The sequence below is a fragment of the Serratia sp. KG1D genome (genome assembly GCF_037150675.1).
Taxonomy (GTDB): Bacteria; Pseudomonadota; Gammaproteobacteria; order Enterobacterales; family Enterobacteriaceae; genus Serratia; species Serratia nematodiphila.
In genome coordinates this window covers 360249-381733 of the sequence record NZ_JBAGIH010000004.1, presented here as the reverse complement: position 1 = coordinate 381733, position 21485 = coordinate 360249, and the positions used below count along the sequence as shown (strand labels likewise).

Below are 21485 nucleotides of genomic sequence, written 5' to 3'. Positions count from 1 at the left end.
TTGCCATAATGCTCCTTTACGCTTCTGCGTTAGCCGGCTTCAGCGCCAGATTGGCGCACACCGGGTTGCTCTGAATATGCACGCGCTGCAAATGACGCGCGGAACGGGCGGTGAAGCCCTCACGCCCATGCAGCAGCGAGAAGTTGTCCGCCACCACCACGTCGCCCTGTTGCCATTGGTGGGCATAATAGTGACGCGGATCGTACAGATGCTGCTGCAGAGTGTGGTGGAACTGTTCCTGCTGTTGTTCCGGCACGCCGTGATATTCCAGCGCATGTTGATTGAGGAATTTTTTCCCCTCCGTCGGCGGTTCATTGTAGCGCATGATCAAGCCCCTGCCGTTCGGGTGCTGCACCACCAGCGGCGAACAGACTTCACCGCCGTAGTGCACCACCTGCTTGATGCGGTAGGTGATCGAGACCGACAGCCACTGATCCAGCAACGCTTCGTCCGCATTGGCCAGCAAGCGCGTGGTGTCGACGAAGGTCGTGCACCCGCCTTCGTCCGGCGACGGCGCCGCCACGCAGTGGAACAGCTGGAACTCGGGAATAGTCGGCTTATACATGCCATCCCAATGCAGCGGGACGTAGCTGCTGTCGAAAATATGATCCTTGGCGTCCGGATGTTCCTTCACGTCCAGCACCGCGCCAAACGGCCACATCATGATCTCGCCCCACTGCTCGGCGTAGCGCGTCAGAACCTCCCCATCGCTGAAACCGGAGTCGAATCCGCGCAGCACCAGCAAGTGATGCTCCTGCGCCAGCGCCCGCAGCGCTGCCACCGGCAGTTCGCCGATCTTTTGCCCCGGATGCTGCGGCGTCAGGATCGCGCCAAACGGGGTATTCGGTTGAATATGGCAATTAAGCGGTTGGTTATTCATCGGTGATTCTCCTTGCATCGAATGTGCTGCTCACACGGCAACGTGCCGTCAAAAACGCGTCCGCCAGGATTTCGGGCGCAAAAGCCTGCAGCGGCCTCAGGCCATCTGCGGTTGTTCGATCAGGTAATGGCTCGGCGTGCCGCGGATCTCCACCAATTCGCCGTTCAGGCTCTGCGCATCTTTACGCTTCATCAGCACAAACTGGCCGTTCACGTTGGCTGCCACGCCATGCCACGGCGTCAGCCAGTCGTCTTTGGTCGGCATCATGTGGATGCCTATCTTCAGGCTGTCGGCCGGCTGCGGGTGAATCGACAGGCGGATCGCCGCCGGGAAATGCTGGGCCAGCAGGTTGCCCCAGGCCCAGCTGCGCTGGATAACACCGCAGGCGCGCCGTTTGGCGTCTTTTTGCAGCGCGGCGTTGGAACCGCTGTAGCCCGGCAGCTGGCTGTCTTCATACAAGAAGCGCGTGATGGCGCGATACAGCATTAATCCCTGCTCGTCCTGCATCAGCTGGCGCTTGATCGCCTCTTCCGATTCGGCATAGCCGTCCACCAACAGCCGGCGCAGCAGATCGTAGTCATCGGTATGCTCCGCCAGGCCTTTGACGTCGCCGAGGTTGAATACGCTGAGATGCGTCGCGCCCACTTCATGCAGCAGGCTTTCAATCTCACGTTGATAATGGTTGATCGCTTCGTCGCTGACGCGGATCAGATCGCCGAACACGTGGCCGTCGGAACAGATAACGATATGCGCGCCCGGCGGGTAATAGAGTTGAATGCGCTGGCACAGCGAGTTCAGGAAGATCAGCGACAGCCGCTCCGCCATGTCCGGCGCCGCGCCTATCACCTTATTGGCGTTGGGTGACTTGGTCGGAAAAGCTGGCAGCACGAATTCGATGCGCTGGTCGTTTTCAATGAATGCCCGAATGCGCGGCAATTGCACCTGAGTGACCTGCCGCTCTTCTTCAGCCAGAGAAGCATCGTCGGCGATGAGGCGACGTCGATATTGCAATAATTCACGTAGGATTTTTAATGCTATTTCTTCTTTTTTCTGTGCGCTATCCACAATGAGCTCCTGTTGCGATGTGGCGCGGGTGTATTATTGGCAAGCGCAATAAGATTTATCAAAAAGAGATAAAGCGCATGCAAAATAATAATCAGCCCGTCGTTTATATGCTTCAGGCAATATAGGAAAGATGGTGCTATATTATTAGCCCGTATAAATCACAATCTAGGTTAAGTTGTGCTTAACAAACTATGAGCAATATTTTAAAACGCATGGCCATTTTCTCAAAAGTGGTCGATTGTGGCGCATTCAGCATGGCGGCAAAAGAATTGGGCATGACGACATCGGCCGTCAGCCAGCATATTCGCCAGCTGGAGGAACATCTGGGCATTCAATTACTGTTGCGATCGACGCGCTCATTGAGCCTGACCGAAGCCGGATTGTGCTTTTATGAAGATTGTCTGCTGATGATCCACGCCGCCGAGCGCGGGCAACAGCGGATCGCCGCGCTGCGCGGCGAGCTGGTCGGTGAACTGCGCGTCGCCACCTCGACCGAATTCGCCACCCATTATCTGGTGCCGGCGCTGCAGAGCTTCCTCGACGAACACCCGCGCATCACGCTGCGGTTGGAAATCCACGATGAGAGAATAGACCTCATCGCGCAACGCATCGATCTGGCAATACGCGGCGGCGCGCTGGCTGACTCCAGCTACGTCTCAACGCGGCTGGCGCGCTGCCGCGAAGTGCTGTGCGCTTCCCCGGCCTACCTGGCACACCACGGAGTGCCGGATTCGCCGCAGGCGCTGACCCATCATCATTGGGTCACCTTTACGCCGCTCGGCAATCCGCAGTTTGTTCGCCTGATCCATCGCGACGGCGGCGAGCACCGCATGCGCATGACCGGGCGACTGTTCACCAACAGCGGCATGGCGATGAAGGAGCTGGCGCTGACCGGCAAAGGCATCATTCGCAATTTCTTCGCCAACGTCGAGCGAGAGTTGCGCAGCGGCGAGCTGATTGAAATATTGCCCGACTGGCGATTACCGGAAATTAATTGCTATGCCATTATGCCGCGACGGGAGATCCAGCCATTAAAAGTCCGGCGATTGCTGGAACATATGAAGCTCTATTTAAAGGAGAAAGGATTAAACGACCTAGAACAGATTCGACAAGAATAAAATAAGAAACATCTGCAAGACTACTATTGTAATTATTGTAATCACGTTGACGACACCAGGCCCTATTTAGATTGCAGCCTAATGATATTCTATTTAATGACTTCATTCAGCCTATATAATTAATGACGCCACCGCTATTTCAAATACTCAGAATAAATTTGACTTTAGTTAGCAGAAAATTTGAATATACTCAGCATTTTATTTTTAATGCCGTTGGCATTCCAAAAAAAACGGGAAGCCTAAGCTCCCCGTTGTCATTCACTCACGCACCTCAGTCAATCTGACGGACGTCCACGCGTAGCTCTTTCGGCACTTCGAACACGATGTTCTCTTCACGCCCGCTGATTTCATGCACGTCCAGGCCGCCCAGCGCTTTCAGGCGAGAGATCACCTCCTGCACCAGCACATCCGGTGCCGAGGCGCCGGCGGTAACGCCAATATTGCGTGCTTCGCTCAGCCAGCTTTCCTGAATATCCGCCGCCGAATCGATCAGATAAGCCGGTTTGCCGACGCGCTGCGCCAGTTCCGCCAGGCGGTTAGAGTTGGAGGAGTTCTTCGACCCCACCACCAGCACCACGTCCGCATCGCCGGCCAGGTTGCGCACCGCTTCCTGACGGTTGGTGGTGGCGTAGCAAATGTCATCCTTACGTGGCCCGATAATATTCGGGAAACGCTGACGCAGCGCGTCGATCACGTCCGAGGTATCATCCACCGACAGCGTAGTCTGCGTCATGAAGCACAGGTTGTTTTCGTCCTTCACCTGCAGCTTCCACACGTCATCCGGCGACTCGACCAGGTACATGCCGCCCTGCGGATTGCTGTACTGGCCCATGGTGCCTTCCACCTCCGGGTGCCCGGCATGGCCGATCAGAATCGCTTCGGTGCCGCGGCGGCTGGCGCGCGCCACTTCCATATGCACCTTGGTCACCAGCGGACAGGTGGCGTCGAACAGCATGGTCAGATCGCGCGCCTTGGCTTCGGCGCGCACCGCCTGAGAAACGCCGTGCGCCGAAAAGATCAGGATAGAGCCGTCCGGCACTTCGGCGATCTCTTCGATAAACACGGCGCCGCGCTCACGCAGGCTGTCGACCACGTAGCGGTTGTGCACCACTTCATGTCGCACGTAGATCGGCGCACCGTACAGCTCCAGCGCACGTTCCACGATGCTGATCGCACGATCAACCCCGGCGCAGAAGCCGCGCGGGTTAGCCAGCAATATTTGCATGCGTCTCCTCCTGCTGCGGATCGATCTCCAGCACTTCGATATCGAAGGTCACCGGATGGCCCGCCAGCGGATGGTTGAAATCGACGGTGATCGAATCTTCCGCCACCGCGCGCACCACGCCCGGCATTTCACTGCCGTCGATGGCGGTAAACAGCATGATGGTACCTACGTCCGGCACGCCGGTTTCCGCGAAGTCGCGGCGCGAGAAGAACTGGACCAGATCCGGATTCTCCGCGCCGAACGCCGCTTCCGGCTGCAGGGTAAAGGCGCACTTGTCGCCCGCGCGCAGGCCGAGCAGTTGCTCTTCCAGCGGCGCCGACAGGCTGCCGTCACCCAGGCGGAACAGCGCCGGTTTGCCGCTGCTGCGGGTGGATTCGGCGGTCGAACCGTCTTCCAGTTTCAGCGTGAAGTGAACCAGCACCGCGCTGTCACTGATAACCTGAGCCGTCATATTACTCACCTTTACTCTTTGCGCCTTTACTCGCCGGCGACAGGAAACCTTCCAGCACGATCATCGCCGCACCCACGCAGATAAAGCTGTCCGCCAGATTGAAGGTCGGGTAGTGCCAATCACCGACGTAGAAGTCGATGAAGTCGACCACGAAACCGTGCCACAGGCGATCGAACAGGTTGCCCAACGCCCCGCCGATAATAAAGGCGTAGGCGATGTTGTTCAGCTTCTGCTGCGCGGTGCTGCGGTACATCATCACCAGCAGCACCGCGACGATAGCGATGGCGATGCCGGCAAAGAACCAGCGCTGCCAACCGCCATGGTCGGCCAGGAAGCTGAACGCGGCGCCGTAGTTGCGCGCGTAAAACAGGTTGAACGACGGGATCAACGGCTGGGACTGGCCCAGCGTAAAGTTAGCGAGGATCCACTGTTTGCTGCCGAAATCCAGCGCCAGCACCGCCACTACAACCCACAGCCAACGCAGGCCGGTCGAACAAATTGGTTTACTCATCAGGCGCAAGTTCTCAGGCAAAGTTACGCTTCTCGCCGTCACCGGCGACGTTGCTCACACAGCGGCCGCAGATGTCTGCATGCTCCGCCACCAGGCCGATATCGGTGGTGTAATGCCAGCAGCGCGGGCACTTCTCACCTGGCGCTGTGCTGAAGGCGATCTTCAGCCCTTTCAGCAGCTCGGAGGCCTGCGCATCGGCTGGCGCATCCGCCAATGGCGCAACGCTTGCCGCAGAGGTCAACAACACAAAGCGCAGCTCATCCTGCAGGCTATTCAGACGCGCCGCCAACTCGCTGTCGGCATACAGCGTCACCGCCGCTTCCAGCGAACCGCCGAGGCGTTTGTCGGCACGCGCCTGCTCCAGCACCTTGTTCACTTCACCGCGCACTTTCAGCAGCTCAGCCCAGAAAGCGTCGTTCATCGGCTCGCCTTCCGCCAGCCCGAACAGACCGTCGTACCACTCTTCAGTGAACACGTACTGCGCGCGTTTGCCCGGCATGAAGCCCCAGATCTCGTCTGCGGTGAACGACATGATAGGCGCCATCCAGCGCACCAGCGCTTCGACGATGTGATACAGCGCGGTCTGGCAGCTGCGGCGAGCGACGCTGTCGCTCTTGGCGGTGTACTGACGATCCTTGATGATATCCAGGTAGAAGGAGCCCATCTCGACCGAGCAGAACTGCATCAGGCGCTGCACCACTTCGTGGAAATCGTAGTTGGCGTAAGCCTGCTCGATATCCTGCTGCGCCGCCAGCGCGCGGCCGACCGCCCAGCGATCCAGCACCACCATGTCTTCCGGCGCCACGCAATCGGTGCTTGGCTCAAACCCGTTCAGGTTGGCCAGCAGGAAGCGCGCGGTGTTGCGGATGCGGCGATAAGCGTCGGCGGAACGCTTGAGGATCTCGTCGGACACCGCGATCTCGCCGGTGTAATCGGTCGACGCCACCCACAGACGCAGAATGTCGCCGCCCAGCTTGTTCATCACGTCCTGCGGGCTGACGGTGTTGCCGATCGACTTGGACATCTTGCGGCCCTGTCCGTCGACGGTGAAGCCGTGGGTCAGCACTTCCTTGTACGGCGCTTTGCCCTTCATCGCGGTGGAGATCATCAGCGATGACATGAACCAGCCGCGATGCTGGTCGGAGCCTTCCAGATACATGTCGGCGCCGTGGCCGTTAAACTCAGGGCGCACGTCGACAACCGAGGCGTGGGTGGAACCGGAATCGAACCACACGTCCAGCGTATCCGGCACTTTCACGTAGTCGGCGGCTTCCGCGCCGAGGATGTCGGCCGCGTCCAGATCCCACCAGGCCTGAATGCCGTCTTGCTCGACGCGTTTGGCCACTTCTTCCATCAGCTCAACGCTGCGCGGGTGCAGCTGTTCGGTCTCTTTGTGCACGAACAGCGACATCGGCACGCCCCAGGTGCGCTGACGCGAGATGCACCAGTCCGGGCGGTTGGCGACCATCATTTCGATGCGCGCCTGGCCCCAATCCGGGATCCACTGCACGCCCTTGATCTCTTCCAGCGACTGCTGACGCAGGCCTTTCTGATCCATGCTGATGAACCATTGCGGCGTGGCGCGGAAGATGATCGGCGTCTTGTGGCGCCAGCAGCACGGATAACTGTGCAGGAACTTCTCGACGTGCAGCAGCGCGCCTTTGTCACGCAGCAGATCGACGATCAGATCGTTGGCCTTGAAGACGAACTTGCCGTCCAGCAGCGGGTAGGTGCCGGTCAGGTAGCAGCCGTTCGGCCCTACCGGGTTGGCCACTTCCAGGCCGTATTTCTGGCCGATCACGAAGTCGTCCGGGCCGTGGCCCGGCGCGGTATGCACCGCACCGGTACCGGCGTCCAGCGTCACGTGCTCGCCGAGGATCGCCGGCACGTCGAAGTCCATGAACGGGTGTTTGAAGCGCAGCAGCTCCAGATCGGCGCCTTTGCAGCTGCCCAGCACTGTCCACTCGGTGATGCCGGCGCGTTTCATCACGCTTTCCACCAGTTCGGCCGCCAGGATCAGGCACTGGCCGTCAACCTGCACCAGTTGATAGGTGAAGTCCGGGTGCAGCGAGATCGCTCGGTTGGCCGGCAAGGTCCACGGCGTGGTGGTCCAGATAACCAGCGAGATGGCGCCGTTGAAGTGGCTCACGCCGAACTTGGCCGCCACGGCAGCCGCGTCGGCCGCATGGAAGCTCACGTCGATCGACGGCGAAGTCTTGTCGTAGTACTCCACTTCCGCTTCCGCCAGCGACGAGCCACAGTCGGTGCACCAGTGAACCGGCTTGGCGCCTTTCAGCAGGTGGCCGTTGCTGATGATCTTGCCCAGCGCGCGGATGATGTTGGCTTCGGTTTTGAAGTCCATCGTCAGGTACGGTCGATCCCAGTCACCCAACACGCCCAGACGGATGAAGTCCTTCTTCTGGCCTTCAACCTGCTCGGCCGCGTACTCGCGGCACTTCTGGCGGAACTCGGCCGCCGTCAGCTTCTCGCCCGGCTTGCCGTACAGTTGCTCAACCTTCAGTTCGATCGGCAGGCCGTGGCAGTCCCAACCCGGCACATAAGGCGAGTCGAAGCCGGCCATCCCTTTCGACTTGATGATAATGTCTTTGAGAATCTTGTTAACCGAGTGACCAATGTGAATGCTGCCGTTCGCATACGGAGGGCCGTCATGCAAAATGAAGGTTTTTTTGCCCTTTTTGGCAGTACGAATCATCCCGTACAGATCCTGTTCATACCAACGTTGCAGCATGCCAGGTTCGCGCTTGGCGAGATCGCCGCGCATCGGGAACCCTGTTTCCGGCAAGTTCAGGGTATTCTTGTAGTCACTCATGAGATTCTCGTTTCCGTTTTCGGCTATTTACCCGTCACACTTCAAGCTGCATCTTTGTCGGCCGCCCTTTCTCACCCGAATCACTTGCCTGTGCAAGCTCATCGGGGTTCGCGCGGTTGCCGCCGCGATGCAACTCGAATTGTTTAGGGTAAACGATTAAACCAGTGTTTTTAACCCGAAGAACTTCCGGGCCGTCACCACATCATTGGCGATTTGCTGCTTCAGGGCATCGAGCGAAGCAAACCGCTGTTCATTGCGCAATTTTGCGCGGAGCACCACCTCAATATGGCGCCCGTAAAGATCCATTGTGACATCCAGCAGATGCACTTCCAGCTGCTGGCGCACGCCGGCGACGGTCGGGCGCGTGCCGATATTGGCCACGCCCGGCAGCGGCTTCGGCCCCAGGCCGTACACTTCGACCGCATACACTCCTTTCACCGGCGCCACCAGACGCTTGAGCGGCAAATTGGCGGTCGGGAAGCCGATGGTGCGCCCCAGCTCGTCGCCGTGCACCACGCGCCCGGAAATGCTGTACGGGTGGCCCAGCAGGGTCTCCGCCAGCGGCAGATCGTCCTCGCTCAGCGCAGTGCGGATCGCGGTGCTGCTGATGCGCCGCTCGCCTTCGCGGAAGGTCGGGGTGCTGACCACGTCGAAGCCGTACTCTTTTCCGGCCTGCTGCAATAGCGGAAAATCGCCCTGACGCCCGGCGCCAAAGCGAAAATCATCCCCCACCATCAGGAATTTGACGCCCAGTTTTTCCACCAGCAGCTCGGCGACGAACGCCTGCGCGGTGTTGGCGGCGAAACGCGGATCGAACTTGACGCACAGCAGGTAATCGACGCCCGCCTGCGCCAGATAGTTGGCCTTGTCGCGCAGGCGCGTCAAACGGGCCGGCGCTTTGTCTGCGGCGAACATCTCCAGCGGCTGCGGCTCAAAGATCATGACCATCACTGGCAGCCCGAGGCGTTTCCCCTGTTGCTTCAACTGTTCCAGCAACGCCTGATGGCCGCGATGCACGCCGTCAAAGTTGCCGATGGTGAGCACGCAACCATGGTGGCGCGCCCGGATATTGTGAATGCCGCGAATTAGCTCCATAGCTGGCTCAAAACAGTGGAAATCGGCGGATTATACCTTGTACAGCCGGTAAGGTTAACCCGCGATTGGTGCCTTTATGTAATAGACATACCATACCGGAGATAATCTGCGCGTGAAACGGCTTCGCCGCAGTTTATCCGGCGCTGCCGGGGCGATTCTCGACCGCGGCCAACGGCTTGCGCCCGCCGCGGCAAATCATTGGCGAATTTTCTCGCGAAACACTGTATTCCCAAGAGCGAAGCTGGTAAAATCCTGCGCCATCACAACGTAGCGAGTGCCGCCTGTACAAACGGCGCTTATTTGCACAAATCCATTGACAAACGAAGGCTAAAAGGGCATATTCCTCGGCCTTTGAATTGTCCTCAATAGAATATATTTGGGAGTTGGACCTTGGCTAATATCAAATCAGCTAAGAAACGCGCCGTACAGTCTGAGAAACGCCGCAAGCATAACGCAAGCCGTCGCTCAATGGTGCGTACCTTCATCAAGAAGGTAGACGCAGCTATCGCAGCTGGCGACAAAGAAGCAGCACAAAATGCATTCCTGGTAATGCAGCCACTGGTGGACCGTCAGGCAGCTAAAGGCCTGATCCACAAAAACAAAGCAGCGCGTCATAAGTCAAACCTGACTGCACGCATCAACGCAATGCAATAAGCATTTCGTTATCTGCTTGATAAAAAAACCGGCTCAGGCCGGTTTTTTTACGTCCTGCGTTCAGTGAACCGCTAGCAGGAAAACAGCGCCGAGAAGTCTTTGTTGCAGACGCGCTGCACCGCCGGATGCTGGATCATGCGCTCGGCGAAGATGATGTAATACTCCTCCTGCACGCTGTCGATGCGCCCAATCTCCACCACGTTGTCATCGTTGTAGGTATCCTGCGCATACAGCGTCGGCGCCACGAAGATCGCATTGTGGTACATGCCAAAGGCCTTCATCAGCGCCGCATCGTCGAACTCGCCCAGAATTTCCACCTGAATGCCCTGCGTATTGAACCAGTTGAGCAGCTTGCGCCCCAGCATCGAACGGCGGCCGGGGATCAGCAGCTTGCGCTGCTCCAGGCAAGCCGGGAACGGCAGCTCCGGCGCCGGCTGGCGACAGAAAAAGCTGATGCCGCACTCGCCCAGCTTCAGCGAGAACAGCCCTTCCTGCTGGCTGGAGTCCACCGGGCAATCCGACAGGATCATATCCAGCTTGTGCTGGCTGAGCTGCTCCAGCAGCATCTCGTGCGTCGATTCAAAGCAACGCAGGTGGATCTGCTCGTTGTCCACCACCACCGCCGTTTCCAATACTTGGCTGACCAGCCGCTTCGACAGCGCGTCCGCCACGCCGACGTCGAACAACAGGTTGGACTCTTTGCGGTAGTTGACGATATCCAGCATTTCCTGGCTGAGCATAAACATCTTGTCGGCATAGCGGAACACCAACTGCCCCAGCTCCGAAGGCACCAACCCGCGCCCCTGGCGTTTGAACAGCTTGCCGTCCAACCGCTCTTCCAGCGCTTTGATCTGGCCGGTGATGGTCTGCGGCGTCAGAAACAACGCTTCGGCGGCACCGACCACGGAACCGGCCTTGCAGACCTGCCAGAAATAGTAAAGGTGATTAAAGTTGATATGCGACATCCTCACGAGCGGCTCTCCTTAACAACGTTTCGCAGCGGCAAACGGTGTGCCGTGACGAGCGACAAACTTCCTTTCCCTGCTTCAGACAACGTATAGCCCCATTAGTCCCAACGAAGAACGGCCGAAGCTGCACATATTTTATACCGTACAGCTCCGACCAGCCATTTTATTATGTGCCCTTACCGGGCACATTCAGGATTAACGCACGCGCGGCAACGCCAGACGCAGTAATCCATACCCTACCACCGCCGCAGTGGTGGAGCCCAACAGGATCCCCAGGCGGGAATAGGTGCTGAGCGCCGCATCCGCATCGCCGAACGCCAGCGAGGCGATAAAAATCGACATGGTAAAACCAATGCCGCAAAGCACCGAAACGGCAAACACCTGTTTGAAGCCGATGCCTTCAGGCAAACGGGCGATGCCCATTTTCACCGCCAGCAGGCTGAAGAGGAAAATCCCCAGCGGCTTGCCGATAAACAGGCCAGCCGCAATCCCGACCGGCAGCAGCGACGTCAACCCATCCAGCGATACGCCCTGCAAAGAGACCCCGGCGTTGGCGAAAGCGAACAGCGGCAGGATCATAAACGCGACCCAAGGGTGCAGCTCATGCTCCAGCGTTTCCGACGGCGATGGCCCCTTTTTGACGTTCAGCGGGATCATAAAGCCGACAATCACCCCGGCCAGCGTCGCATGCACCCCGGACTTGAGGATCGCCACCCACAGCACCAGGCCGACCATCATATACAGCGAGGTCTTGCCCACGCCGCGCCAGTTCATCACCGCCAGCAGCACCGTCGCCGCCGCCGCCACGCCCAGCGCCACCATCGACACTTCGTGGGTGTAGAACAGCGCGATGATGATAATCACGCCCAGGTCGTCGATGATCGCCAACGCCAGCAGGAACACTTTCAGGCTGGTCGGCACGCGGTTGCCCAGCAAGGCCATGACGCCCAGCGCAAAGGCGATGTCGGTCGCGGCCGGGATCGCCCAACCCTGGCGAGTGACTTCATCCGCGCCGTTGAACAGTAGGTAAATCAGCGCCGGCGCCAACATGCCGCCCAGTGCGGCGATCGCCGGAAACACCGCTTTGTCGCGCCCGGACAGCGAGCCTTGCATCAGCTCGCGCTTGACCTCCAGCCCCACCACCAGGAAGAAGATGGCCATCAGGCCGTCGTTTATCCACAGCAGCAGCGGCTTAGCGATCTCCAGCGAAGCTACCTTCACCATCACCGGCAGGTTAAGGAATGCCTGATAGATCCCCTGCGCCGGGGTATTGGCCATGATCAGGGCGACGATCGCCGCCGCGATCAGAATGATACCGCCCGCGGCTTCCTGACGTAAAAATTGACGAATGATGTTAGTCACAGTACGTCTCTCCAAATCTGTGCAGGACATAGCGCCCTGCGAACCACAGTCATGAAGTGAGTATAGAGGGCGTTTTAGTTCGAAAAAATAAGTTTATAAATGCTAAATAACTCGAAAAAACCGATAAAAAGCACGAATAAGTCACATTTACGTTGTGGAATTAGCGGTTCGGCGCGCAAATAAAAACCCCGGGACAGAAGCCCGGGGTTCGCACATAAGCCAACAGAAACAACAGGTTAGCGAGTCAGATCGTCAAAGAACTTTTTCACCCCGTCGAAGAAGCTCTTCGAGCGCGGGCTGTTCTTGTCGCCGGACGGGCCACCCAGGCTCTCTTCCAGCTCACGCAGCAGCTGCTTTTGCTTGTCGTTCAGATTGACCGGGGTTTCCACCACCACGCGGCACAGCAGGTCGCCCTGGCTGCCGCCACGCACCGATTTCACGCCCTTGCCGCGCATGCGGAACAGCTTGCCGGTTTGGGTCTCCGAAGGCACCTTCAGTTTCACCCGGCCGTCCAGCGTCGGCACTTCAATCTCGCCGCCCAGCGCCGCCATGGCGAAGTTGATCGGCACTTCACAGTACAGGTTGTTGCCTTCACGCTCGAAGATCGGGTGCGCCTTCACCTGCACCTGAACGTACAGATCGCCCGCCGGTGCGCCGTGTTCGCCGGCTTCACCTTCACCCGCCAGGCGAATGCGGTCGCCGGTATCGACGCCGGCCGGAATTTTCACCGACAGCGTCTTGGATTTTTCTACCCGGCCGTGGCCGTGGCACTTGTTGCACGGATCTTTGATGATCTGACCGCGGCCATGGCAGTGCGGACACGCCTGCTGCACGGTGAAGAAGCCCTGACGCATCTGCACCTGGCCCTGGCCGTGACAGGTTGGGCAGGTAACCGGTGAGCTGCCCGGCTTGGCGCCGCTGCCGTGGCAGACGTCGCACTCTTCCAGCGTCGGGATGCGGATCTCTTTGGTGACGCCACGTACCGCTTCCTCGAGGGTCAGCTCCATGTTATAGCGCAGATCGGAACCGCGGCTGGCGCGCTGACGGCGGCCTCCGCCGAAGATGTCGCCAAACACGTCGCCAAAGATATCGCTGAAGTCGGCGCCGCCGCCAAAGCCGCCGCCGCCCATGCCGCCCTGTTCAAAGGCCGCGTGCCCATACTGGTCGTAGGCCGCGCGTTTCTGGTCGTCGGTCAGAACTTCGTAAGCTTCTTTAACTTCTTTAAACTTGGTTTCGGCGTCTTGTTCCTGGTTGCGGTCAGGATGGTATTTCATCGCCAGGCGTTTGTACGCCTTTTTGATCTCACGTTCATCCGCCGTCTTGCTGACGCCGAGAATCTCGTAATAGTCTTTCTTCGCCATTCTTTCGCTTACCCTTAACATGCGTGCACGGGCGCAGAGTTGCCTCGACGCCCGTGCTGGTTTCCGGGAGCGGCACCTCGGCCGCCCCGTGCCCGCTTAAGGGCGATTATTTTTTGTCTTTAACTTCTTCGAACTCGGCGTCAACCACGTCGTCGTCTTTCTGCGCCGCGTTGTCCGCGCCGGCGTCAGCACCCTGCTGAGCCTGCTGCGCCTGAGCCATTTCCAGCAGTTTGCCGGAAACCTGCACCAACGCCTGGGTCTTCGCTTCGATCTCGGCTTTATCTTCGCCTTTCACCGCCGCTTCCAGATCTTTCAGCGCCGCTTCGATCGCCGTTTTGTCTTCCGCCGGCAGTTTGTCGCCCGCTTCTTCCAGTTGCTTGCGCGTGCCGTGGATCAGGTGATCCGCCTGGTTGCGAGTCTGTACCAGCTCTTCGAACTTGCGGTCCGCTTCAGCGTTCAGCTCGGCGTCGCGCACCATTTTCTGGATTTCGTCTTCGTTCAGGCCAGAAGATGCCTTGATGGTGATCTTCTGCTCACGGCCGGTGTTCTTGTCTTTGGCAGACACGTGCAGGATGCCGTCGGCATCGATATCGAAGGTCACTTCGATCTGCGCCATGCCGCGCGGCGCCGCCTGGATACCGTCCAGGTTGAACTGGCCCAGAGATTTGTTATCGCTGGCGCGCTTACGCTCACCCTGCAGCACGTGGATGGTTACCGCAGACTGGTTGTCTTCAGCGGTAGAGAACACCTGGCTGTGCTTGGTCGGGATAGTGGTGTTTTTGGTGATCAGCGGCGTCATCACGCTGCCCATGGTTTCGATACCCAGCGACAGCGGGGTCACGTCCAGCAGCAGAACGTCCTTCACATCACCGGCCAACACGCCGCCCTGTACCGCAGCGCCCACGGCAACCGCTTCGTCCGGGTTCACGTCTTTACGCGGTTCTTTGCCGAAGAAGTCTGCGACTTTCTTCTGCACCATTGGCATACGGGTCTGGCCGCCCACCAGGATCACGTCCTGAATGTCGGAAACCGACAGGCCAGCGTCTTTCAGCGCCACTTTCAGCGGCTCGATGGAGCGCGCCACTAGATCTTCAACCAGCGACTCGAGTTTGGCGCGAGTCACTTTGATGTTCATGTGTTTTGGACCGGTCGCGTCTGCAGTGATGTACGGCAGGTTAACGTCGGTCTGCTGAGCGGAAGACAGTTCGATCTTCGCTTTCTCAGCGGCTTCTTTCAGACGCTGCATCGCCAGCGGATCGTTGCGCAGATCGATGCCCTGATCTTTCTTGAACTCTTCCACCAGGTAGTTGATCAGACGGCTGTCGAAGTCTTCGCCACCCAGGTGGGTGTCACCGTTGGTCGCCAGCACTTCAAAGGTTTTTTCGCCGTCAACGTCGTCGATTTCGATGATGGAGATATCGAAAGTACCGCCGCCCAGGTCATAAACCGCGATGGTGCGGTTGCCGACTTCTTTGTCCAGGCCATAGGCCAGGGCCGCCGCGGTCGGTTCGTTGATGATGCGCTTGACTTCCAGACCCGCGATGCGGCCGGCGTCTTTGGTCGCCTGACGCTGGGCATCGTTGAAGTATGCCGGTACGGTGATAACCGCTTCAGTTACCGGTTCGCCCAGGTAATCTTCCGCCGTTTTCTTCATTTTTTTCAGCACTTCCGCAGAGATCTGCGGCGGAGCCATTTTCTGGCCTTTCACTTCCAGCCAGGCGTCGCCGTTGTCGGCTTCGACGATTTTGTACGGCATGATCGCTTTGTCGCGCTGCGCTTCTTCATCCTGGAAGCGGCGACCGATCAGGCGCTTGATGGCGAACAGGGTGTTTTCAGGGTTGGTGACTGCCTGACGCTTAGCCGGCTGGCCAACCAGAGTTTCACCGTCCTGGGTATATGCGATAATAGAAGGAGTGGTGCGGTCGCCCTCGGCGTTTTCCAGCACGCGTGCCTTGGCACCATCCATAATTGCTACGCAAGAGTTGGTAGTACCCAGGTCGATACCAATAATTTTGCCCATCTAAACGTCTCCACTAAAAAATTCATAATCAGTCAGGTTGCTAACCTATATGCGGGCGATTTTTTGCTTTTCAACTGCCCGATATCTCAGTGCGACCCGCGGTTAGCAGCTGCGGTTGCAAATAAGATGGGGCCATCCAACCCGGCATCAAGGGGCAAGGCGAAAAAAATTTCTTTTTTTATCGTCATTCAGATCATTGTTTCCGGTTGCGGGGATCATTATGATGCGCGCGCTCTGGTGGAAAACTTCGATTTTTTGGCCATTCAGACCATTTATGATTTTAATTCGCTGTTTCCGTTAATTTTCTGTTATCGCAGAGGACTTATGCACACCAACAAGTTGGCGAATCCCGGCCCTCTCGGCCTGATGGGCTTCGGGATGACCACCGTCTTGCTGAACCTGCACAACGCGGGCTTTTTCCCACTGAACTCCGCCATCATCAGCATGGGGATTTTCTTCGGTGGCCTGGCCCAGATCCTGGCCGGTCTGCTGGAGTACAAGAAGGGCAACACCTTCGGCATGACCGCCTTCACCGCCTACGGCAGCTTCTGGCTGAGCCTGGTCGGCCTGCTGCTGCTGCCGCGTCTGGGCCTGGCAGAGGCCACTGAAGCCCACGTGCTGGGCATCTACCTGGCGCTGTGGGGCATCTTCACCCTGTTCATGTTCTTCGGCACCCTGGGCGCCAACCGCGTGCTGCAGTTCGTGTTCGCCAGCCTGACGCTGCTGTTCGCCCTGCTGGCCGTCGGCAACATCACCGGCAACCACACGCTGCTGACCTTCGCCGGCTATGAAGGGATTATCTGCGGCGCCAGCGCCATTTACCTGGCGATGGCCGAAGTACTCAACGAGCAATACGGCCGCACCGTGCTGCCGATTGGCGAACCGGCTCCGGCGCGCGTCGCGGCCTCACCGGTCACGGCGTAATCGCCCGCCCCTGATGAAAAAGCCCTGCACTGCAGGGCTTTTTTTTAGCTGTAGGAGTCGGCTCGCCGCTCCCCGGCTTCGCTGTTCAGGTCACGATGCAGGTAGAAGCCGAGCAGCAGCCCGATGAGCGACAGCGCCAACACATAGTAAGCGGGCGCTAACGGGGTTAATTTCATGATCAATGTCACAAAAATAGGGGTTAAACCGCCAAAAATAGCGTACGAGACGTTATATGAGAACGAGATACCGGTAAACCGCACTTCCGCCGGGAATGCCCGCACCATCACGTACGGTACGGCCCCACCACGCCTACGCTGAACCCCACCAGAGCATAACAGGCGAACAGCATTTCCGGGCGCACGCCCACCGTCTGATAGAACAGCCAGCTGCAGCCGGCCAGCAGTACACTGCCGACCACCAGCGTTTTGCTGGCGCCGAAGCGATCGGCCGACAAACCGGCGACGATGCAGCCGGCGATCAACATGATGGTGGCGATGCTGTTGGCCTGCAGCGTCAAGGCCGGCGCGATGCCGAACTGCTTTTGCAGATAGGTCGGGGTCATCAGGATCACCACCACGATGCCGGCGGAGAGCAGCCAGGTCAGCAGCATCGACACCGCCACTTCCCGTTTGTGGTTGAGCACCACCGATTTCAGCGGCAGCTCCTCGGCCAGCGCTTTACGCGCCTGCATCTCGATAAAGATCGGCGTTTCCTGCAGCCAGCGGCGCAGGTACATCGCCACCAGGCCGAACATGCCGCCAAGCAGGAATGGAATGCGCCAGCCGCCGCCGGCAATGCTCTGCGGGCTGAGCGTGGTGTTGATCACCGTCGCCACCACCGAGCCCAGCAGGATGCCGACCGTCAGCCCGGCGGTCAGCGTGCCGCAGGCGAAGCCGATGCGCCGGCGCGGCACGTGTTCGGCGACGAAGACCCAGGCGCCCGGCACCTCACCGCCGATCGCCGCCCCCTGCAGCACGCGCATCAGCAGCAGCAACAGCGGCGCGGCGATGCCGATGCTGGCGTAGGTCGGCAGCAGGCCCATCGCCAGCGTCGGCAACGCCATCAGCAGAATGCTCAGGGTAAACATCTTTTTGCGGCCGACCAGATCGCCGAAGTGCGCCATCACGATGCCGCCCAGCGGGCGGGCCAGATAGCCGGCGGCGAAGATGCCGAAGGTTTGCACCAGCCGCAGCCATTCCGGCATGTCCGCCGGGAAGAACAGATCGCCGACCACGGCGGCGAAGAACACAAAGATGATGAAGTCGTAAAACTCCAACGCGCCGCCTAACGCGGCCAACGTCAGCGTTTTGTAGTCTTGCCGGTTCAGCCGGCGATTAGTGTCGTGAGGCATAGGGCACCGTCGGTAAAGGCTGTAAAAGTAAAAGCCGCAGGCTTTCTGTAAAAGAATCCTTACTATAGCGGCAAATTATTTTCACACCAGACGGACTGAGGCCGATGTCGCAGAACGCTGAAATTTAGAGGTTTATCTCGCGACGCGCGCTCTTTGGCCGAAATGCTGCTACCACCGCGGCATGCGTTTCGACGTAAGGCCCGTCGAGCAGCTGAATGCAGTAAGGCACGCTGGCGAAGATGCCGTGCACCACCGCATTGCCCTGCTCATCCTTTACCCCTTCCAGCGTTTCCTTGATCGACTTCGGTTGGCCGGGCAGGTTGATGATCAGCGCCTGTTTGCGGATCGCCCCCACCTGGCGAGAAAGAATTGCCGTTGGCACATAGTGTAGGCTGATCTGACGCATTTGCTCGCCGAAGCCGGGCATCACGCGATCGGCGATCGCCAGCGTGGCGTCGGGGGTGACGTCGCGGCGCGCCGGCCCGGTGCCGCCGGTGGTCAGCACCAGATGGCAGCCCATTTCGTCCACCAGTTCGCACAGCGTCTGTTCAATTTGCGTCTGCTCATCGGGGATCAGCCGGGTTTCCAGCTTGAAGGGCGTCGCCAGCGCGCCGCTCAGCCACTCCTCCAGCGCCGGAATGCCTTTATCCTGGTAAACGCCGCCGGAAGCGCGGTCGGAAACGGAAACCAAACCAATACGTAAAATATCCATGCGTAACCTCTACAGCCTGATGGGGTTCGAACGGGTTCGTCTCCCGTTCTGTTGTCATTGCCGAGAGTATAAGGGCTTCCCCCGCCTGCGGGGGCGTCGGGCATAAAAAAAGGTGGCCTGAGCCACCTTTTTACTGCGCGATCTGCGGGAATTACAGCAGGTCGGCGATCATTTTTTCCAGTTTGCCCTGGTCTACGGCGAACTTGCGGATGCCGTCGGTCAGTTTCTCAACCGCCATCGGATCCTGGTTGTGCTGCCAGTAGAACTCAGGTTCGGTCAGTGCGGCAGGACGCGCCTTCACTTCACCGGTATAAGACAGTTTGCGCTCCAGCGCGCCTTCGCTCTCCGCCAGCTCTTTCAGCAGCGCAGGCGCGATGGTCAGGCGGTCGCAGCCGGCCAGTTCGATGATTTCGCCGACGTTGCGGAAGCTGGCGCCCATCACCACGGTGTTGTAGCCGTGCTGTTTGTAATACTGGTAAATTTCGGTCACGGAGATCACGCCCGGATCTTCGTGCGGGGCGAACTCTTTCTTGTCGCCGTTGGCTTTGTACCAGTCGAGGATACGGCCGACGAACGGCGAGATCAGGTAAACGCCGGCTTCGGCACAGGCGCGAGCCTGAGCGAAGGAGAACAGCAGCGTCAGGTTACAGTTGATGCCTTCTTTCTCCAGCTGCTCCGCCGCGCGGATGCCCTGCCAGGTCGAGGCCAGTTTGATCAGAATGCGATCGTTGCTGATGCCGGCTTCGTTGTACAGCTTGATCAGGCGCTTGGCCTTGGCCACGCTGGCAACGGTGTCGTAAGACAGGCGTGCATCCACTTCGGTGGAGATGCGCCCCGGAACCAGTTTGAGGATCTCCAGACCGATGTTGACCGCCAGCTTGTCGGCGGCATCGGCGATTTGCTGCTCGCGATCGCTGCTCTGGCCGCGCGCCCAGGCGATGGCTTCGTCAATCAGTTTGCGGTATTCAGGAATTTGGGCTGCATTGAGGATCAGCGAAGGGTTGGTTGTGGCGTCCTGCGGTTGATACAGCTTCATTGCCGCGATATCACCCGTATCTGCAACCACTGTGGTCAGCTGGCGCAGGGAAGTTAATTTGTCGGTCATGTTGGCATTATCTCATCGTTTGTGCATGAACTTTTGGCATTGTTCAACCATGCCCTACCCTGATAATAACATGCGCCAAGCCCGGTGCAAGGCTGGAAAACCGCGGCGCACAAGCATCTGTTTTATCCTTGGGCGAGCAACCGTTTACGCCGATATCTTTCGCCATTACCGAGCGGATGGAAAGGCAATAACGTGCTATTGTCCGAATAAATTATGTTAAATTCGAAAAAATTGATGCAATTCGTCCGCTAATCTGCGAAAAATCTTAATCGACTGACGCCGGACAGATTCCAGCTAAGCTCTTGTAAAAAATAGGCCAATGTTTTTCACCTGCGGTGGATGCTGCAAGGTGCGCATTAAATTTCGATAAGAGGAGGGATCCATTGACGGACCTGATGAATTTTATAAACAACATTTTGTGGGGGTCGGTGCTGATTTATCTGCTGCTCGGCACCGGCATTTACTTCACGCTGCGCACCCGCTTTATCCAGCTCCGCCACTTCAGCCACATGTTCTCGGTGTTGAAAAACAGCAATAAAAGCGACAGCGCCGGCATCTCCTCTTTCCAGGCGCTGTGCACCACGCTGGCAGCGCGCGTCGGCACCGGCAACCTGACCGGCGTCGCCATCGCCCTGACCGCCGGCGGCCCCGGCGCCATCTTCTGGATGTGGGTGGTGGCGTTTATCGGCATGGCCACCTCATTTGTGGAAAGCTCGCTGGCTCAGCTCTATAAAACCAAAGACGATAACGGCAACTACCGTGGCGGCCCGGCCTATTACATGGAAAAAGGCCTTGGCATGCGCTGGATGGGCGTGTTGTTTTCGATCTTCCTGATCATCGCATTCGGTCTGGTGTTCAACGCCGTGCAGGCCAACTCCATCGCGCAAGCTTCCGCCGTCGCCTTCCACTTACAGCCGCTGCACGTCGGCATCGGTCTGGTGCTGCTGAGCGGCGTGGTGATCTTCGGCGGCATCCGCTCCATCGCCAAAGTGGCCGAGCTGGTGGTGCCACTGATGGCCGGCGCCTACCTGCTGCTGGCTCTCTGGGTGATTGGCCATAACATCGAGCACATGCCGGCGATCCTGACGCTGATCTTCAAAAGCGCCTTCGGCCTGCAGGAAGCCGCGGCCGGCGCCGTCGGTTACGGTATCTCCCAGGCGATGACCCAGGGCGTGCAGCGCGGCCTGTTCTCCAATGAAGCCGGCATGGGATCGGCGCCCAACGCGGCGGCATCCGCCTCGCCTTATCCGCCGCATCCCGCTTCACAGGGCTACGTGCAGATGCTCGGGGTATTTATCGACACCATCGTCATCTGCAGCGCCACCGCGGCGATCATCCTCTCCTCCGGCATTCTCGATCAGCCGACCGACAGCATCAGCGGCATCGATCTGACCCAGCGCGCGCTGTCGACCGCCGTCGGCAGTTGGGGCACGCCGTTCGTCGCTATCGCCATCTTCTTCTTCGCCTTTACCTCGATCATCGCCAACTACGCCTATGCCGAGAGCAACCTGGTGTTCCTCGAACACAATCATCCGGGCGGCCTGCTGATTTTCCGCTGCGTGGCGCTGGGCATGGTGATGTTCGGCGCGCTGGCGGAGCTGCCGCTGGTGTGGAAAATGGCGGATACCTCCATGGCGCTGATGGCGATCACCAACCTGACGGCGATCCTGCTGCTGTCGCGGGTGGCGCTGAAGCTGGCCGACGATTACCATCGCCAGCGCCGCCTGGGCAAACTGCCGACCTTCGATGCCAACCGCTACCCAGAGCTGAAATCGCAACTGGAGCCGGGCGTGTGGGACGACAAGCAGCCGCCGCGCTGAGTATTCCGGGGCGTGTGCGATGCACGCCCCGCC

Annotated in this window: 17 protein-coding genes and 1 pseudogene; 4 read left to right on the top strand and 14 right to left on the bottom strand. The window is 58.9% G+C overall.

What is annotated here, in order from left to right; all coding sequences use genetic code 11:
• Window positions 1-16: 16 nt before the first annotated feature.
• Both WFM45_RS19915 and pvcA read right to left on the bottom strand, forming a co-directional pair.
• Window positions 17-880, bottom strand: coding sequence for a TauD/TfdA dioxygenase family protein (locus WFM45_RS19915; protein ID WP_016929131.1), 864 nt, complete (start codon window positions 878-880; stop codon window positions 17-19).
• 96 nt (window positions 881-976) lie between these two features.
• Window positions 977-1945, bottom strand: coding sequence for an L-tyrosine isonitrile synthase (gene pvcA / locus WFM45_RS19910; protein WP_033631761.1), 969 nt, complete (start codon window positions 1943-1945; stop codon window positions 977-979).
• A gap of 191 nt (window positions 1946-2136) precedes the next feature.
• Here pvcA and WFM45_RS19905 point away from each other — a divergent pair, with 191 nt between their 5' ends.
• Window positions 2137-3063 carry a LysR family transcriptional regulator gene (locus WFM45_RS19905; RefSeq protein ID WP_004932941.1) on the top strand — a complete coding sequence of 309 codons (927 nt, stop codon included), beginning with the start codon at window positions 2137-2139 and terminating at the stop codon, window positions 3061-3063.
• Window positions 3064-3334: 271 nt separating this feature from the next.
• Here the strand turns inward: WFM45_RS19905 and ispH are convergent, their stop codons facing one another.
• The 5 genes from ispH to ribF form a co-directional block, all read right to left on the bottom strand.
• Window positions 3335-4288 carry a 4-hydroxy-3-methylbut-2-enyl diphosphate reductase gene (gene ispH / locus WFM45_RS19900; RefSeq protein WP_048326109.1) on the bottom strand — a complete coding sequence of 318 codons (954 nt, stop codon included), beginning with the start codon at window positions 4286-4288 and terminating at the stop codon, window positions 3335-3337.
• Window positions 4269-4739: an FKBP-type peptidyl-prolyl cis-trans isomerase gene (gene fkpB / locus WFM45_RS19895; protein WP_004932949.1), complete on the bottom strand. Its 471-nt coding sequence runs from the start codon at window positions 4737-4739 to the stop codon at window positions 4269-4271. The genes ispH and fkpB overlap by 20 nt, the downstream gene beginning before the upstream one ends.
• A gap of 1 nt (window position 4740) precedes the next feature.
• A complete protein-coding gene (lspA, locus tag WFM45_RS19890; RefSeq protein WP_004932951.1) occupies window positions 4741-5250 on the bottom strand; it encodes a signal peptidase II in 510 nt (169 codons plus the stop codon).
• Window positions 5251-5263: 13 nt separating this feature from the next.
• Complete coding sequence (ileS, locus tag WFM45_RS19885; RefSeq protein ID WP_060558555.1) at window positions 5264-8080, bottom strand: isoleucine--tRNA ligase; 2817 nt, start codon at window positions 8078-8080, stop codon at window positions 5264-5266.
• 156 nt (window positions 8081-8236) lie between these two features.
• Window positions 8237-9175, bottom strand: a complete 939-nt coding sequence (gene ribF / locus WFM45_RS19880; protein WP_015376612.1) for a bifunctional riboflavin kinase/FAD synthetase — start codon at window positions 9173-9175, stop codon at window positions 8237-8239.
• Between the two features lie 390 nt (window positions 9176-9565).
• Here ribF and rpsT point away from each other — a divergent pair, with 390 nt between their 5' ends.
• Entirely contained in the window at window positions 9566-9829 is a 264-nt protein-coding gene (gene rpsT / locus WFM45_RS19875; protein WP_004932960.1) for a 30S ribosomal protein S20, read from the top strand.
• Between the two features lie 71 nt (window positions 9830-9900).
• Here the strand turns inward: rpsT and nhaR are convergent, their stop codons facing one another.
• The 4 genes from nhaR to dnaK form a co-directional block, all read right to left on the bottom strand.
• Window positions 9901-10800, bottom strand: coding sequence for a transcriptional activator NhaR (nhaR, locus tag WFM45_RS19870; RefSeq protein ID WP_004932962.1), 900 nt, complete (start codon window positions 10798-10800; stop codon window positions 9901-9903).
• Window positions 10801-10992: 192 nt separating this feature from the next.
• Window positions 10993-12159, bottom strand: coding sequence for a Na+/H+ antiporter NhaA (nhaA, locus tag WFM45_RS19865; protein WP_049187973.1), 1167 nt, complete (start codon window positions 12157-12159; stop codon window positions 10993-10995).
• Between the two features lie 236 nt (window positions 12160-12395).
• Complete coding sequence (gene dnaJ / locus WFM45_RS19860) at window positions 12396-13520, bottom strand: molecular chaperone DnaJ (protein WP_004932969.1); 1125 nt, start codon at window positions 13518-13520, stop codon at window positions 12396-12398.
• Window positions 13521-13626: 106 nt separating this feature from the next.
• The gene (dnaK, locus tag WFM45_RS19855; RefSeq protein ID WP_004932972.1) at window positions 13627-15540 is read right to left on the bottom strand and encodes a molecular chaperone DnaK; all 1914 of its coding nucleotides are present in this window, start codon (window positions 15538-15540) and stop codon (window positions 13627-13629) included.
• Window positions 15541-15864: 324 nt separating this feature from the next.
• Here dnaK and satP point away from each other — a divergent pair, with 324 nt between their 5' ends.
• Window positions 15865-16464, top strand: a complete 600-nt coding sequence (gene satP, locus WFM45_RS19850) for an acetate uptake transporter (protein WP_048326269.1) — start codon at window positions 15865-15867, stop codon at window positions 16462-16464.
• A 44-nt stretch (window positions 16465-16508) separates the two neighbouring features.
• Here the strand turns inward: satP and WFM45_RS19845 are convergent.
• From WFM45_RS19845 to tal, 3 genes and pseudogenes are all read right to left on the bottom strand, one after another.
• Window positions 16509-17815 (bottom strand): annotated as a pseudogene (locus WFM45_RS19845) (MFS transporter).
• 124 nt (window positions 17816-17939) lie between these two features.
• Complete coding sequence (gene mog / locus WFM45_RS19840) at window positions 17940-18527, bottom strand: molybdopterin adenylyltransferase (protein WP_004932980.1); 588 nt, start codon at window positions 18525-18527, stop codon at window positions 17940-17942.
• Window positions 18528-18678: 151 nt separating this feature from the next.
• On the bottom strand, window positions 18679-19632 hold the full coding sequence (gene tal, locus WFM45_RS19835; RefSeq protein ID WP_004932982.1) for a transaldolase: 954 nt from the start codon (window positions 19630-19632) through the stop codon (window positions 18679-18681).
• A gap of 383 nt (window positions 19633-20015) precedes the next feature.
• Between tal and WFM45_RS19830 the strand changes: the two genes are divergently transcribed.
• On the top strand, window positions 20016-21452 hold the full coding sequence (locus WFM45_RS19830; RefSeq protein WP_004932985.1) for an alanine/glycine:cation symporter family protein: 1437 nt from the start codon (window positions 20016-20018) through the stop codon (window positions 21450-21452).
• Window positions 21453-21485: the final 33 nt, after the last annotated feature.

Excerpts from the sequence above, each read along its gene's own strand:
- dnaJ (WP_004932969.1), bottom strand. The coding sequence starts at position 13,520 with ATGGCGAAGAAAGACTATTACGAGATTCTCGGCGTCAGCAAGACGGCG.
- tal (WP_004932982.1), bottom strand. The coding sequence starts at position 19,632 with ATGACCGACAAATTAACTTCCCTGCGCCAGCTGACCACAGTGGTTGCA.
- mog (WP_004932980.1), bottom strand. The coding sequence starts at position 18,527 with ATGGATATTTTACGTATTGGTTTGGTTTCCGTTTCCGACCGCGCTTCC.
- fkpB (WP_004932949.1), bottom strand. The coding sequence starts at position 4,739 with ATGACGGCTCAGGTTATCAGTGACAGCGCGGTGCTGGTTCACTTCACG.
- WFM45_RS19915 (WP_016929131.1), bottom strand. The coding sequence starts at position 880 with ATGAATAACCAACCGCTTAATTGCCATATTCAACCGAATACCCCGTTT.
- ribF (WP_015376612.1), bottom strand. The coding sequence starts at position 9,175 with ATGGAGCTAATTCGCGGCATTCACAATATCCGGGCGCGCCACCATGGT.
- satP (WP_048326269.1), top strand. The coding sequence starts at position 15,865 with ATGCACACCAACAAGTTGGCGAATCCCGGCCCTCTCGGCCTGATGGGC.
- WFM45_RS19905 (WP_004932941.1), top strand. The coding sequence starts at position 2,137 with ATGAGCAATATTTTAAAACGCATGGCCATTTTCTCAAAAGTGGTCGAT.
- dnaK (WP_004932972.1), bottom strand. The coding sequence starts at position 15,540 with ATGGGCAAAATTATTGGTATCGACCTGGGTACTACCAACTCTTGCGTA.
- ispH (WP_048326109.1), bottom strand. The coding sequence starts at position 4,288 with ATGCAAATATTGCTGGCTAACCCGCGCGGCTTCTGCGCCGGGGTTGAT.
- ileS (WP_060558555.1), bottom strand. The coding sequence starts at position 8,080 with ATGAGTGACTACAAGAATACCCTGAACTTGCCGGAAACAGGGTTCCCG.
- lspA (WP_004932951.1), bottom strand. The coding sequence starts at position 5,250 with ATGAGTAAACCAATTTGTTCGACCGGCCTGCGTTGGCTGTGGGTTGTA.